The sequence below is a fragment of the Streptomyces sp. NPDC002446 genome (assembly GCF_053595675.1).
This window is the reverse complement of the sequence record NZ_JBSFYC010000029.1, coordinates 14,594-27,972: the sequence shown is the minus strand read 5'-3', so window position 1 is coordinate 27,972 and position 13,379 is coordinate 14,594. Positions and strand designations below refer to the sequence as shown.

Genomic DNA, 13,379 nt, shown 5'->3' with positions numbered 1-13,379 from the left:
CGTCGATGATGGGATTGCTCCCGTGGACGACCCGATCAGGCATCCCCTCGCCTACGCCCGCCTCTTACGCGGCTGGTCCCAGAACGACCTCGTCGCGCGCCTGCACCGCGCCGCCGCGATGCGGCCCGAGGGTCTCCGCTCCGGCACCGACAAGGCGGCCGTCAGCAAGTGGGAGAACGGCCGCAAAACGCCGAACATCGAATCCCAGCTCCTGATCGCGGACGCCTTCAACGTGCCGATCTCCGACCTGGAGCGGTACCCCTGGCCCCACTGGCTCCCGGGCCGGGACGACCCGGCCCCGCTCGGGGCGGCGTACACCGTCAAAGCACTTCGAGATGCACAGAGAGCCGCGATGAACCGCGAACGTCGAACCTTCCTGACCTACAGCGCACTCGCCCTGGCCGGGCTGGCCTCCCAGTGGGCCGCGCTGGAACCCGACCGCCTCACAACCGCGTTCGGCGGGCGCCGCGTCGATGACGAACTGGTGGACTGGCTGGAGGACACCAGCACCAAACTGACCGCCCTGCCGACCGAGCAACGCCAGCACACCATCAAGCTGACGGACGCCCACCTCACGACTGTGACCGACCTTCTCGAAGGCGCCCGGTACAGCGAGGCCACCGGCCGCCGCCTTCACCACCTGGCGGCCTCCCTCTCCAGCACCTGTGGCTGGTACCGCTTCGACCAGGGTCAGCACTACGCGGCCGGCAAGCTGTGGAACGCCGCTCTCACCAATGCGCACACTGCCCGCGACCGGGATCTCGGGGCCGGGGTCCTGTCCGACTTCGCCTACCAGTCGATCTGGCTCGGCCATCCCGGGTCCGCCGTGGAACCCTTGAGCCAGGCCCTGATCCACACGTCCCACCCCACCGCCCGCTCGCTGCTGCACCTGCGCAGGGCCCGAGCCCACGCCGCCCTGGGGGTCGCTGCCGACTGCCACCGCGACCTCGCCGCCGCCGAGACCGCCCTGCTGACCGACGCGACCGACCCCGCCCCCGGCTGGTGCCGATGGATGAGCACAGCGGATCTGGCCGTGGACTCCGGCCAGTGTCTCCTCGACCTCGGCCGTACTGACGACGCCCGCGCCCGCATTGACGAGGGCCTGACCCTGCTTCCACGGGCCCGGGACAAGACGCGCGGGGTCTTCCGCACCTATGAGGCCCGAAGCCTCGTCCAGGCACGCGAGGTCGAACAAGCCCTCGTCGTCAGCACCGAGTCACTCGACCTCGCCACCCGCATCGGCGCCGACCGCTGCGTCACTCTGGTCCGCGAACTCGCCCCCGCTTTCAAGCCGTACCAGCAGGTGGACGGCGTACCCGAGTTCCTCGAACGGCTCCGGACCGCCTGAGAGACCGCTCTGGCGGCCACCTCCCAGGTGGGCTGTTCTGGCATCCACGCTGCGATCCGCCCCAGTCGCTGCCTCCACGCCCAGCGCCCCCTGGTGCCGGGCTTCCCCGCCCCTCCCGGGCGGGGCATGCGCTTCCGAAACTCGTCCGCGGCCACGGGCTGCGGAGGAGTTTCGGAAGCTACAGCTTGCTGCGTGGGTTGGGTGCGTGGCGGTCGCGTCGGTTTCCGTGCCGGGCGGCCGCACACCCGTCCCACTCGTTGCATGCCTGGTCAGGGCGCCGAGGGTCGCATCCGGTGGTACGGGTCGACTCGTATCAGCGCACGGTTGATCCAGTACGCGGGACGGGTGGACTCGTCCCACGCAAAGAGCCGTCCCCGCGCTGACCTGCGCGGGGACGGGTGGGACGAGTGAAGCTCGATTACGGGGCCGTGCGCGCAGGTGGAGGGCAGTAGCGCATCCAGGCGTCGGTGAACTGGCTGCGCGAGAAGCCCTTGCGTTGGCCAATGTCTCCGAAGCGGTGGTTGGCGGACCTGATCTGGTAGTCGGCCAGCAGGTGTTGCAGGCCACGTGCGCTCAGCCCACCGTTGCCGTACTCGGTCCAAGGCCCTTCCGTATCGGCTCGCAGGGCGGCGAGCAGGCTCTCGGTGGGCAGCGCGTCGGGGTTGCCGTAGGAGGCGAAGACCTGCCGGATGTCCGTCAGGATGCGGATCTTCAGCCCGCCGTGGTCCTCCTCCTGGCCCTCCTCATATGCGGTCATCATCTGGCAGGCGGTACGGGCCCAGGCGGGCCAGGGACCTCCGGCCAAGTCGGCGACGACGATCAGCGGCTCCCAGGTATCAGCCGCGCGGTCCTCGACCGGCATGACCGGCTCGGAGTCGGCAGCCTCCTCCAGGTGCGGTCCCAGCCAGGCCGCCAGCCGCTGCCGCAGGGCGTTGAGGGCAGGAGTGTCGCGGCGTGAGCGGTAGGGCCGCACGCTCTCCCCCGGTGCACGGCGGCGCATGCGGATGACCACCGACCGGTCCATGATCGTGTCGGGCAGGTCACCGATACCGGCCAGGGCAGCCATCGCGAAGGTCCGGAATTTGGTGGGCTGGTGGTCATTTCCCGCGACCCGGGTGGTCGGCCGGTTGCGGTGGTGGCCGGAGTTGAGCAGACCGCGCATCTCCTCGTTCTTCTCCGCCACCTTCGGGCTGCCGAAGATGGTGTCCGCCTCGTCCACCAGGAGAGTGGGCGGGTTGGCGGTGATGGAGCGGAAGATGGCCGCCGGGGTCGAGTTGACCGTGATGAACGGGTCGTGGACGGTCTCGTGCAACACGTCCAGCAGCCTCGACTTGCCGCAACGCTTCGCCGGACCTACCACCGCCAGGCGCGGGGCGTGCTGCCAGGCGGACTGCAGGTGCGTGGCGGCCACCCACAAGGTGACCGCGTCCAGAGCCTGCCGGTGAGGCAGAACCACGAACGTCTCGATCGCTGACCGCAGTTCACCCAGCAGGTCAGCGCCCTCGGTCAGCGGACCAACGAACGGGGTGGCTGGACGGTCGGCGCTCTCCGTTGACCGGTTCTCGGTCGGGGTGCCGTCGGTATCCGAGGCACTCGTCGCACTGCCCGGTGGGGTCGACGAATCCCGGTCACCGGTGGGCACTGCCGCGCGGTGGGCACTGACCTGCCCAGGGATGGCGACCGGTGGCCAGGTGGGTTGGTGGGATGCGGCGGCGGGCTGCACCGTCATAGGGTGGTTCAAGGACGTTCCTCACCCGGTGGTACGAAGCGTGCAGGCATCGCACCACCGTCGTCATCGTTCAGGTACGGGCGGTCGGTTGGGACTCTTCGGCCCTCGGCGTTGACGCGCCGAGGGCCGCTTCGTCGTCCGGCGGTTCAGGCGACCAGATCCAGGGACTGGGTCTGGAGCCATGCGTCGACCTCCGTCCACCGGTAACGCAGATGCTTGCCGACCTTGTGGACCTTCGGGCCGGTGCCCCGGTACTTCCACTGGTACAGCGTCCGCACCGGGATGCCGAGGTAGTCGGAGATCTCCTGCGGACTCGCCAGCGCGCGAGGGTGCTTGCCGACATCCTGGCGAGAATCGGTGTGCTTCATTTGCTTCCCCTTCGCTGAATTGGACGGGCGGCGTGGCCAACATAGCCACGCATCTTCCGCAACATCCAGCGCCATCTTGCAGATAATTCGCGGCCGCACCAAACGGCTTCCACACAGGACATCGAAAACCGCGGAGCCGAACTACAGATCAGCGAAAGCGAGCCGCATTCCACACAGCCGAGAGCGACCAGGCAACTTCCTCAAGTCAGCTTCGCGACGCCGTGCTGGTGAGCTCCGCTTATCGCCGGATCCTTCCTGAAGTGCCAGGCCATGGAGGCATATCGAGTCACCGGTAGCCCCCTGCGGGCGAAAGGCGCGGGACCATATCACAGAACCCGGACGTCAATTCCGCAACCTTCCGCACGCACAGCGACGGCACCCGCGCGGCACGTAGGGCGCCTCCTTATACAGCGAAAATACGGTTTCCCCAAACCCGGGAACGCGAGCTACAACACCACCATGTCAAAACGCTCCATCGAAATCGGCCCCACCGGAATCCAAACCGCCCACAACATCGAAAGCCTCCGCCTCGCTCGCGGCATCAGCCAACGCCAGCTCGCCGCCCTCGTCGCCGAGCACGGCCGTCCCTTGTCCCATTCCGCAATCTCTCGCATCGAACGCATCCGTCGACGCTGCGACGTCGACGACCTCGCTACCCTCGCTGCGGCCCTCGGTATCTCTCCCATGGCCCTCTTGCAGCCATTGGGTGCCGCGCAGGAAGCGGGTCACCGTGGCTGAGCCCTACGATCGCTGGCACAAAAAGCGGCCGGAGCCGGACGAGGAAAAGTGCAGGGCCCACGGCAAGGTGCCGTCCCGCGAGCACGGGCGCGGTAAGCGCTGGTTGGCGCGCTGGCGGGATCCCGACGGGCAGCAGCAGAGCGAGAGCTTCGAGCGGTATGAGGATGCCCGACAGCACCTGACACGGATGCTGGGGACCGTCGACGACGGTACGTACATCGCCCCGAAGAAGGGCGACACGCTGCTCAAGGCGGTGGCCAAACAGTGGCTGGAGAACCAGACGTTCGACAACCCCCGGACGTACCACCAGTACGAATCCCGCGTCCGCAACCACATCATCGAGCCGCTCGGAGGCCTCAAACTGCGGCAGATCAAGCCCTCCACCATCCAGACGTGGATCAAGCGCCGGCTTCAGGTGCTCGACGAGACCACCGTCGGCCTGATCTTCACCCACCTCTCGTCCATCCTCGCCATGGCGGTGGACGACGACCTGATCCCGAAGAACCCATGCGAGACCGGGTCGGTCAAGCGCGTGAAGCCCAGGCGGTCGAAGAAGTCGGCCAAGGATGTACCGCTCTCCTGGGAGCAGACGGACGACCTGCGCAAGCACCTGACTGACCGGTACCGGGCCACGGTCGACTGCGGCCGTGGGCTCGGCATGCGGCAGGGCGAGATATTCGGCTTCAGTCCAGATGACGTGGACTGGTCGGAGGACGACAAGACCGTCCGCATCTGCCGCCAGATCACGCATCACCGCGGCTCGCTCGTCTTCGCGCCGCCCAAGGGCGGCACCAAGGACGATCCGAAAGACCGCTACGTCCCTCTCGACGAGGACTTGGCGGCACTGCTGCGCGAGCACATGCGAGAGTTCCCTCCAGCTGAGGTCACACTGCCGTGGCTGGAGAAGGACGGCGAGCTGGTCACCGTACGCCTCATGTTCGCCACGCGCGAGCGCAAGGCGCTCAACAAGAACTACTTCAACTGCCTCTGGAAGGCGGCCCTAGAGACGATCGGCATCATCAAGGCGCTGAACGACAGGCATGTCGGCAAGGGTCGCAAGTGGGAGGAGTGTCGCGACAGGATGATGCACGCCCTGCGGCATCTGTTTGCCTCGGAGGCGATCAACGAAGGCGTGGACGTCTACACCCTCGCCGACCTCCTGGGCCACGAGGACCCGGCCTTCACGCTGCGCCGGTACGTGCACCGGGTCTCGGGCTCCATTGAGAAGGCGCGCAAGGCGATCGGGCAGCGGTACCGGGTTGCGGCCTGACGTCAGCGGACGAGGTATCACACATGCGGGCTAGTGCCTAGAGACCCAATTCGCTCCGACTACTTGCTGTGCCTCAAGAGTTTGAGGAGAGCGGAGTCGCGGGACCAGCAGCCGCCCAGCGAGCCAGCGGCGCCGCGAAGGCCCGGCCTCCGGGTTGCGAAGAAATCCGTCGCGTGCACCTATTGTGCACCGGTAATCGCTCGATGCTAGGAACCTTGCAGGCCAGGACCGTACCTCACCTCTAATTCGGCATTTAGAAGAAAGTTCAAACTCGCTGGTTGACACGCGCCGACGAAGGAAATGTGGGCCCTGCACCGGAGCGGTTCAGGGCCCACTGTTTCCTCTCTTGGAAAGTGCCGAAGTGCAGCTAATGCCACATCTCACCAGGGGGCAGCGGTCCGGCCACCGGGCTCGATGCCGTAGGAATGCAGCCGGTCGGCCTCGTTGGCTCGCCCTGTTGTCCTAAGCAGATACTCCAGGTTGACCGGAGGATTTGGCGTATAGCCGGTCTCCAACACCCGGCGTTCCCATCGCTCTGCCTCCTGCAGTTGGCCGGCTTGTTCGAGGATCTGAGCCCGCAGGGCCATTGCCCCGCCCTCGCCCGCATCGGCGAGCCGGGACATCCAGCGTTCCGCTACCTGAGAGTTTCCGGACAGGTGCATCAGCCAGGCCATCCGCCGCATCGCGGTCCAGTCGCCAGCTTCGGCAGCAGGAAGCCACAGCGCCACAGCTTCGTCGATGCGGTGGTCGGCCGTCAGAAAGTCGGTGAGCTGGTCCCGCGCCGCCTCTTCACCTGCTTCGTATGCCCGGCGCAGGCCCCGCTCCGCGCCCCGGACCTGGGTGATGTCGTAGCCGAATTCCTTACATAGCTGTTTGATGACATATGTATCACCGGCCGCGATGGCGCGTGCGACGACTTGGTAGGCATCCTCGGTGTTGCCGTTCCGCCATAGCAGCCTTTCAAGGCCGAAGATTGCCTGGGAAGATCCCGTGTCGATCGCTCGCCGCCACCACTTCTCGGCCTCCTGCAGCTTCCCTGCCGCTTCAAGTACACGGGCCAACTTGCACATGGCATCGGTATCGTTGAGCGCTGCCCGAGAGTGCCATATGTCAATGGCTTGACCGGCCCGGTCAGATTCCTCAAGTAGCCGTGAGAGCCGGTGCGCGGCTTCCCAATCACCAGCGTCAGCAGCCCTGCGCCACCAGTATTCGGCCGCACAGCCGCGGCCTTCCAGCGACTTGGCCAGCTCCCGCATTGCTTCTGCATGGCCCGAGTCCGCTGCACGCCGCCACCAACTCTCGGCTGTTTCGACGTTCCCTTCACGTGCCAGCACTCCGGCAAGGCCGCTTTGGGCGACGGCGTCGCCGTCGTGCGCAGCGCGTCGCCATATCTCCTTGGCCTCATGCGTCCGCCCTTGCCGCTCCCAATTCCAGGAGAGGTGGCGCATCTCGTCGGTGTCGCCTGCCTCCGCCGCAGAGATTCTCAGTGCGCGGGCCTCTTCAGTGCGGTTCTGGTCCTCCAGGTTGCGTACGACGAGATAGCGGGCGATTCGGCGGCCCCGGGCAGCAGCCGGCCGGCAGAAGAGAGCCATGTAGCGGTAGTAGCAACGGCTCTGTGCGGCGATGCCGAGCCGTTCCAGGTCGTCCGGATCATCGGCGGCAGCGACCAGAGCATCCCACAGGGTGGCGGGCACCGGTTTCTGGGACCGGGCGAGCCGAGCGTACTCATCAAGGCTGTCGGCGAGCCGGAAGCCGTCGGCCGGGCCGACTCCAGACGTGACACGAAGGGGTGTCAGCGGAGCGACGGTGGCCTTCACCTCGGTGGTTGCATAGCGGAGTGCGCAGGTGAACCAGTTGAATGGCGGATCCGCCCGGTGCCGGTCATCAAGATATCCAGCGGCGGCGTGCTCCAGGAGCTCTGGCGAGAGGAGAGCGCGATATCCCAGCCTGCGGGCATCCATCGCGGCAGTCAGCAAAGCTCGACTGTAAGGATCCGCATCGGCATAGCGTTGCAGCAGGTCGGGAGTAGCGGCCAGGAACTGCGTCAGCTTTCTCGTCGTGGTACAGGACTTCGTCGCAAACGTGAGGGCACGTTGCGCCGATGCGCGGTCCCACTCTGCTGCCGAGAACTGCGACGGCACATCCACCCTCAGTGCGCTGCCCAGCAGTTGGCCCACCGCGGATGGGCCCTTGAGGGGCTCGGAGTCGTTGCCCGCGTACATCTGCCATTCATTCGGCCAGAGCGTACCGATGGCCACGATTTGACGCTTGTCTGCGAACAGCCCCCGCAACGCGTCCGCCACAGACGTTCCGTTGGCACCTGCTAGAAAGTTTCCAAGCTCGTTGAGCCACAGGACCGTTTGCGGGGTGGCATCCTCCTCGATCCATCGCAGGAGAGCGCGTGCATTGGCGGGGGCGACCAGCTCCCAGTCAGCCAAGCGCCGCCGCGCCATCTCCGCCGCCGAGCGGGTCTTACCAGTCGTGGCCTTCCCCACTAGGACAACGAGGCGACTCGCCGGAGCCCTGGGGGCCAATGCTTCCCATAACCTGGAATCGTGGTCACGCGGCACGTAGGCGGGCAATACACGATCAGCAACTGCCGGCAGAAGCCCAGGCGGGGAAGCGACAGCCCGGTGAACTCCCAGCTGCAGCAGGAGATCCGCCTCAGCCACGAGCACCCGGTGGGGAGCCGGTACCGCGGACCGGACGGGCAGCTCGCGGGAGCACGGCGCTTTAGCAGCCGCTACCCGCCACCGTTCCCATGCGCGTGGATCCAGCAGCCCGTCGGTGGCCGTACGGGTGCTCACCTTGCGCCGTCGCACAGTGTCGATCAGCACAGATACCACAGCGGCGAGCAGCGCAGGCTCTGTCGGCACATTCTTTCCAGTCCTCCAGGCGCTGATCCGGCGTTTGTCCGGCAACCTTTTGGGGGTCTTGCCTGCTGCTCTCGCCCTCGACGAGACCAGTTGTGAAGCGGACCGGGCGACGTCTTCCAGCCGTGACGGCCCAGCCATCCGTAAGAGCTCGTCAAGCCGCTCAGCGAACCACACACGCGGCTCTCGTTCCGGATCACGCGTCATCTCTGTCCTTCTTCTCGCCTCGCCACGCCGGGCCATCGTGCGGTCCGGTGCCGTCCGGACCGGACCGGCAAATTTAGCCCGCTTACCTGCGGCGTCCGGTACGGAAAACGGAACCGGATCGCAGTCCGGCGACTCGTCGGTGCCTACTCAAAGCACAAGGCACACAGCCCGACGTCGTTCGGGCTCAGGCGAACGGATTTCGATGCGCTCTCCCCTCTGTCCCAAAGATCGTGACCTCATCCAGTCCATCTTGGACACGCTGGCCCTCATCGCACTGCTGATCACCACCATCGTTCTCACCGCGGTGGACAGCGCGGAGCCCTTTGCCCTGGCGATAGCCAAAACGATCGCCACGGATGGCTTCACAACGTGGCTCAAGAACCGGGGCCAGTACCGGAAGTGAGTCAGTTCGCAGCACTGAGCGATGGAGTCGCGCTAGCTGCTGAGATTAGATCCCGGATGCCCAGGTGGTGCACCCGTTGTGCACCGACCAGCCCGCCAGAGATACGTCTCCGCAGGTCACAGCGTTCTCCCATCTCTACTTCGACATCTAAGACCGCCACAGGTCAGAGCGGCTTTCCGCTCCCCTGGGCCGTCTGTGGGCCGTCGGCCGTGTTCTTCCGCTCTCGGAAGGCGCAGCCGGCGGTCTTTTCGTGGGCGTCACGGGTGCTCATACGGCGTTCCTCTGAGCGCGCCGCCTGGCCAGCTGTTCGTCGATGTCGTTGATGAACAGAGCCAGGAGATCTCCCTCTTGCACTTTTCTGCCACTGTGCCCAAAATCCCGGCGAATTGCGGACAAGAGTTCCTCGAAGTTGAACACCGTGTCCTCGGATACGAGAACTTGTGCTTCTCGCTTGAATTTGGACCAGGCGAGCAGAACGTCGTCGGAAGCCCATGTGATGAGATCTGGCGTAATGTCCCGCAGGAACTGCACCACCTCGTCTTCATTCGAAGAATCGGGGTTCATGACAGTCCTCATGAGGCCGCTTACAAGCCTGGTGTAAACGGGTATTTTACTGCTCCGAATATCTTCTTCAACGGCTTTCCGGCGTTCGATGTAGCGCCCGATGACCAACGTGGCAACGGTGACAAGAACCGTTGCCATTGCGGTCACCGCTGCGGCGGCGACCGTGGGGTTTACGCCGTGAAAAACCTGGTGCCCCACGTACCTCGCCAGAAATGCAACGGCCTCCACCGCACCGAACAGCAAAGCCGCAAGGACTGCGAGGCTACCGACGCCCCTGATGAATGCGCGCATGGGTCACTGTGGCACGAAGTTCGGTGCTGATGAGACGGATCTGTCAGAAATAGGGGCGCCGGCCGGCTACGGCGGGAGGGGGGCGGTCAGGTCGGGGGCCAGGGGGGCCAGGGCTTCGTGGGTGGCTTCGGTGAAGTGGACGGTTCCGTCGGTGTCGATGCGTTCCACGCCGTCGGCGCGGCCCATGCGCTCGTTGTACGCCACTGCCTCGTCCTGGGTGAGTCCGGAGGGCAGGTCGAGGGAGACCGAGCGGTCGGTGATCCGGACGGGGTAACCGCCGGGGAGGCCGCCGGGGGCCGGAGTGGACCAGCGCAGGGGGGCGGCGCCGGGGAGGACGGCGTCCAGCACCGGGAGGGACGCGGCCGTGGTGACGGGGTTGAAGCGCGGTCCGGGGGTGAGCGCCGCGAGTTGTTCCCCATGTCACCGACGCCGGTGATCAAATCAACACAGTGCTCATCCGGGGATCGTAAGCGGTGGGCGGTCGTCAGCGGTGAGGGTTCGTCGGGAGGGGTGGTTCCGGGCCGCCGAGGGTGCGGGCGGGGGAACAGCGGTCGGCGGCCCGGGTTCGCGGGTGGCGGGTGGTGGGTGGGTCAGGGGGTCATTGTGGCGCCAGCAGGGCGCGGAGTTCGGTCACCGCCTCGCGGAGGTGGTTGGCGAAGAGGTGCATCTGGTCGGCGACCGGGCGGGGGGTGCTCAGGTAGAGGTGGAAGCTGTCGGGGAGCAGGACGTAGGCGACGCCGATGCAGCGGCTGCTGGTGGAGCCGAAGCCGAAGTACTGGATGTGGGCGGAGGGGGCGGAGCTGGTGCTGAGGTAGTCGTCGCGCATCGTCAGCCAGCCCGGGGTGCGGTAGAGCGCGGGTTGTTCCAGGATGCCGAGTTCGGTGCCGCGGCGGCGCTGGATGAGTTCGAGCTCCCAGAGGTGCTGTTCGGGGGCGTCGCCGGCCTGGCACTCCTTGGCGCGGGTGACATGGGCCTGGGCGGCCGTGCGCAGGGCGGCGCGGCGGGTCTCGGCGGTGGCTGCCGGGTCCTGCATCGCGGTGACGAAGTCGACGATTTCCGGGGTGACGACGCGCATCGCCTCGGTGCGGCCGCGCCGCCACTGCCGGGTGGCGATCGACTCGTACGTGGCGCCGAGGTGTCCCTTGGCGCGCTGGTGGGCGAGTTGGTAGGCGAGCTGGACGAAGGCGTCCGGGGAGACGCCGAGCGACTTGGCGGTGCGGGCGCCGAAGTCGTCGAAAGCGACGGTGCGGGTGGCGGTGTCCGCGCCGTACTGCGCGAAGGCCTCGGCGGCGGAGCGGACGTGGGCGCGCAGGGTGTCGTCCAGGTGGAAGGTGATCGGCTCCAGGGGCGGCACGCCCTGGGAGCGGGCCCCGGAGCGGTGGGAGTGTTCCTCGGCGGGGGTGGACAGCAGGGCGTCGACGAAGCTGAGGATGGTGGTGCCGTCCAGCTCGCAGTGTTCGACGTTGATGCCCGCGCGGCCGTCGGCGAAGACGATGAAGGTGACGGCCTTGTCGAACCAGCGGTTGCCGCGGTCGCCGTAGAGCAGTTCGTCGCAGGCCTGCTGAACGTCCGCGGGGGCGAAGTCCTCCAGTGAGACGCAGAAGAGGGCGGTTTCGACGTCGTCGAGGGCGGCCGCGTTGCCGGGGTGGTGCGCGAGCAGGGACTCGCGGGCGGCCGCCCACTCGGCGCGGGCCATGGTGGTGAGGTGGCCGACCGGGGCGTCCGCGCCGGCCGGGTCGTCGCTCTTGAGTACCGCGCGCAGCCCCGCCCGCAGGTCGTCCAGGCCGTACGGAGTGCCGTCCGCGCCGAGTACGTCCAGCTTGAACATGCCGCCGCGGAAGAAGACCACGATGTGCCGGGCGTCGGACGGTCCCGGCCACTCCTGCGTGTACGGGGCGCGGACGGTGTCCTGTTCCGCGCCGGGGATCCGGGTGGTGGAGAACAGGAACTTGTTCTGCTCCATGGTCTGCGGCTGTCCGCGCTGGACGACGGGCTCGACGAGCTCCCGGTCCAGCCGACGCTTGTAGCCGAGGGCCCCGGCGATCAGGCCGGCAGCCCGCTCCACCTGCGGTGACGAGGGCGGGTGCGGCTGCTGCTGCGCCGGCCCGGCGTCCTGGAAGAGGAAGAAGAAGTTGGCGTTGAGCGCGATGCGGTCGCGGCGGCCCAGGTAGCGGTACGGCCAGAAGGTGTCGAGCCAGCTGTGTACGCCCTCGGTGGCGTCGTACTCCTCCAGCGCCGCCTGGAGGATCCGGCCGGGCCCGCCGGGGCGGAGGTAGGCGGCGACCTCGGCCTCGGTCGCGGCCAGCTCGTCGGCGGTCAGCAGCGGCGCGCACCAGGCGAGAAGGCGCTCGCAGCTCTCCTCCAGGGTGGGCAGCGGTACGCGCGGGAGGCTGTCCTCCAGGGAGAAGGTCGGGGTGGCGGGTGCGCCCTGACTGTGGGTCACGTGCGGTCTCGATTCGGTTGTCGGTGCGGGTGCGGGTACGGGTGCGGAGGAAGTGGGGGTGCGGAGGGAGTGGGGATGCGGAGGGAGTGGGGTGCGGTGCCAGGGCGTCGCGTGCGTACGCCCTGGGGGACGGGTCCTAAGAGCCTGCTCCTGGGAGGAGGGGGGCCGCCGCCGTTTTGAACTGCTCTTGGCACGGCGGGGCGGGCGTGCGGCCGGGCCTTCGCGCTCCGCCCGTCAGTCCAGCAGCCGGTCGCCCCGTACCGCCCGGCCCTCGGCCGCCAGGTGTTCGGGGTGTACCCGGCCGAAGAGCTGCCGGGTGCGGGCCACGCTGCCGATGACGCCGGGGCGCTCGCTGTAGGCGAAGATCGCCGAGTGGCGGGCGGCCTCGCCCTCGACGGGGCTGACCCGGTGGAGCGAGTAGCGGCCCTTGAACAGCTGCAGGTCGCCGGGGCGCAGGGCGAGGCGGTGCGTCAGCCGCTCGCCCCGGCCGTCCAGTACGTCGCGGACGTCGTCGAAGTGCTCGTCGTGCGCGGACCTGATGTTCGGGCAGTACTCGAAGACACCGCCGGCCTGGGCGTCCTGAGTGAGCATGCTCACGGTGAACTCGTTGGTGTCGAAGTGCCAGGGGTGTTCCCGGCCGGGCTCGACGACGTTGAGGACGAGCCCGGAGAGCGGGTCGGCCAGCTCGTGGAGCTGCGGGAGACGGAAGCAGCGGGCGATGAAGTGCTGGAACGCCTGATCCGAGTAGAGGCGGCTGATGAGCGAGTCCACCGGGATGCGGTCGCGTGCGACGAAGGCGTTGCCCCGCTCGAAGGCCTTGCGGCCGGGGTGGTCGGCCGGCAGGTCCGCGTCGACGGCGATGTTGTAGACGTTGACCGTCTCCACGTCGAAGTGCGCCCGGGGGGCCAGGGCGGCGCACTCCCGGCGCAGCACCTCGCGCAGCTGCGGGTGGATGAAGTCCGGCAGGACGGTGCAGCCGAGGGCGTCGAGATCGCGCCGGGCACGGGAGACCATGGCCCGGCCCTCGGCGCTCTCTGGTTCCGCGAGCGGGTAGCGCGCCGTGTCGACCACCTGGTCCAGGGTCAGCGTCATGGCTTGCACAGTGCTCATTCGTTCCTCTCCGCGTACACACCGGCCAGCCTCGC

11 protein-coding genes are annotated in these 13,379 nt (G+C 67.5%); 4 read left to right on the top strand and 7 right to left on the bottom strand.

Translation table 11 applies throughout. The features are described 5' to 3' along the window. The first annotated feature begins 22 nt into the window (after window positions 1-22). On the top strand, window positions 23-1,348 hold the full coding sequence (locus ACWD6P_RS18290; RefSeq protein WP_451445124.1) for a helix-turn-helix domain-containing protein: 1,326 nt from the start codon (window positions 23-25) through the stop codon (window positions 1,346-1,348). Window positions 1,349-1,766: 418 nt separating this feature from the next. Here ACWD6P_RS18290 and ACWD6P_RS18285 read toward each other — a convergent pair whose 3' ends face one another. Next, the gene (locus ACWD6P_RS18285; protein ID WP_451445178.1) at window positions 1,767-3,077 is read right to left on the bottom strand and encodes a DUF3631 domain-containing protein; all 1,311 of its coding nucleotides are present in this window, start codon (window positions 3,075-3,077) and stop codon (window positions 1,767-1,769) included. A 146-nt stretch (window positions 3,078-3,223) separates the two neighbouring features. Continuing rightward, complete coding sequence (locus tag ACWD6P_RS18280; RefSeq protein ID WP_451445123.1) at window positions 3,224-3,445, bottom strand: helix-turn-helix transcriptional regulator; 222 nt, start codon at window positions 3,443-3,445, stop codon at window positions 3,224-3,226. Between the two features lie 270 nt (window positions 3,446-3,715). Between ACWD6P_RS18280 and ACWD6P_RS18275 the strand changes: the two genes are divergently transcribed. Together ACWD6P_RS18275 and ACWD6P_RS18270 are read left to right on the top strand one after the other, a co-directional pair. Continuing rightward, a complete protein-coding gene (locus ACWD6P_RS18275; RefSeq protein ID WP_451445122.1) occupies window positions 3,716-4,183 on the top strand; it encodes a helix-turn-helix domain-containing protein in 468 nt (155 codons plus the stop codon). Further along, window positions 4,176-5,453 (top strand): tyrosine-type recombinase/integrase, encoded by a 1,278-nt coding sequence (locus ACWD6P_RS18270; RefSeq protein WP_451445121.1) that lies wholly within the window; start codon window positions 4,176-4,178, stop codon window positions 5,451-5,453. The genes ACWD6P_RS18275 and ACWD6P_RS18270 overlap by 8 nt, the downstream gene beginning before the upstream one ends. Window positions 5,454-5,833: 380 nt before the next feature. Here the strand turns inward: ACWD6P_RS18270 and ACWD6P_RS18265 are convergent, their stop codons facing one another. Beyond that, a complete protein-coding gene (locus tag ACWD6P_RS18265; protein ID WP_451445120.1) occupies window positions 5,834-7,891 on the bottom strand; it encodes a tetratricopeptide repeat protein in 2,058 nt (685 codons plus the stop codon). A gap of 892 nt (window positions 7,892-8,783) precedes the next feature. Here ACWD6P_RS18265 and ACWD6P_RS18260 point away from each other — a divergent pair. Beyond that, complete coding sequence (locus ACWD6P_RS18260; RefSeq protein ID WP_451445119.1) at window positions 8,784-8,936, top strand: hypothetical protein; 153 nt, start codon at window positions 8,784-8,786, stop codon at window positions 8,934-8,936. A 267-nt stretch (window positions 8,937-9,203) separates the two neighbouring features. Here ACWD6P_RS18260 and ACWD6P_RS18255 read toward each other — a convergent pair whose 3' ends face one another. The 4 genes from ACWD6P_RS18255 to ACWD6P_RS18240 all read right to left on the bottom strand — a co-directional run bounded on the left by ACWD6P_RS18255 (window position 9,204) and on the right by ACWD6P_RS18240 (window position 13,344). Beyond that, window positions 9,204-9,791 (bottom strand): hypothetical protein, encoded by a 588-nt coding sequence (locus ACWD6P_RS18255; protein WP_451445118.1) that lies wholly within the window; start codon window positions 9,789-9,791, stop codon window positions 9,204-9,206. Between the two features lie 66 nt (window positions 9,792-9,857). Then, window positions 9,858-10,139 (bottom strand): hypothetical protein, encoded by a 282-nt coding sequence (locus ACWD6P_RS18250; RefSeq protein WP_451445117.1) that lies wholly within the window; start codon window positions 10,137-10,139, stop codon window positions 9,858-9,860. Between the two features lie 250 nt (window positions 10,140-10,389). Next, complete coding sequence (locus tag ACWD6P_RS18245) at window positions 10,390-12,234, bottom strand: choline/carnitine O-acyltransferase (protein WP_451445116.1); 1,845 nt, start codon at window positions 12,232-12,234, stop codon at window positions 10,390-10,392. Window positions 12,235-12,468: 234 nt separating this feature from the next. Beyond that, window positions 12,469-13,344, bottom strand: a complete 876-nt coding sequence (locus ACWD6P_RS18240; RefSeq protein WP_451445115.1) for a HalD/BesD family halogenase — start codon at window positions 13,342-13,344, stop codon at window positions 12,469-12,471. Window positions 13,345-13,379 lie beyond the last annotated feature (35 nt).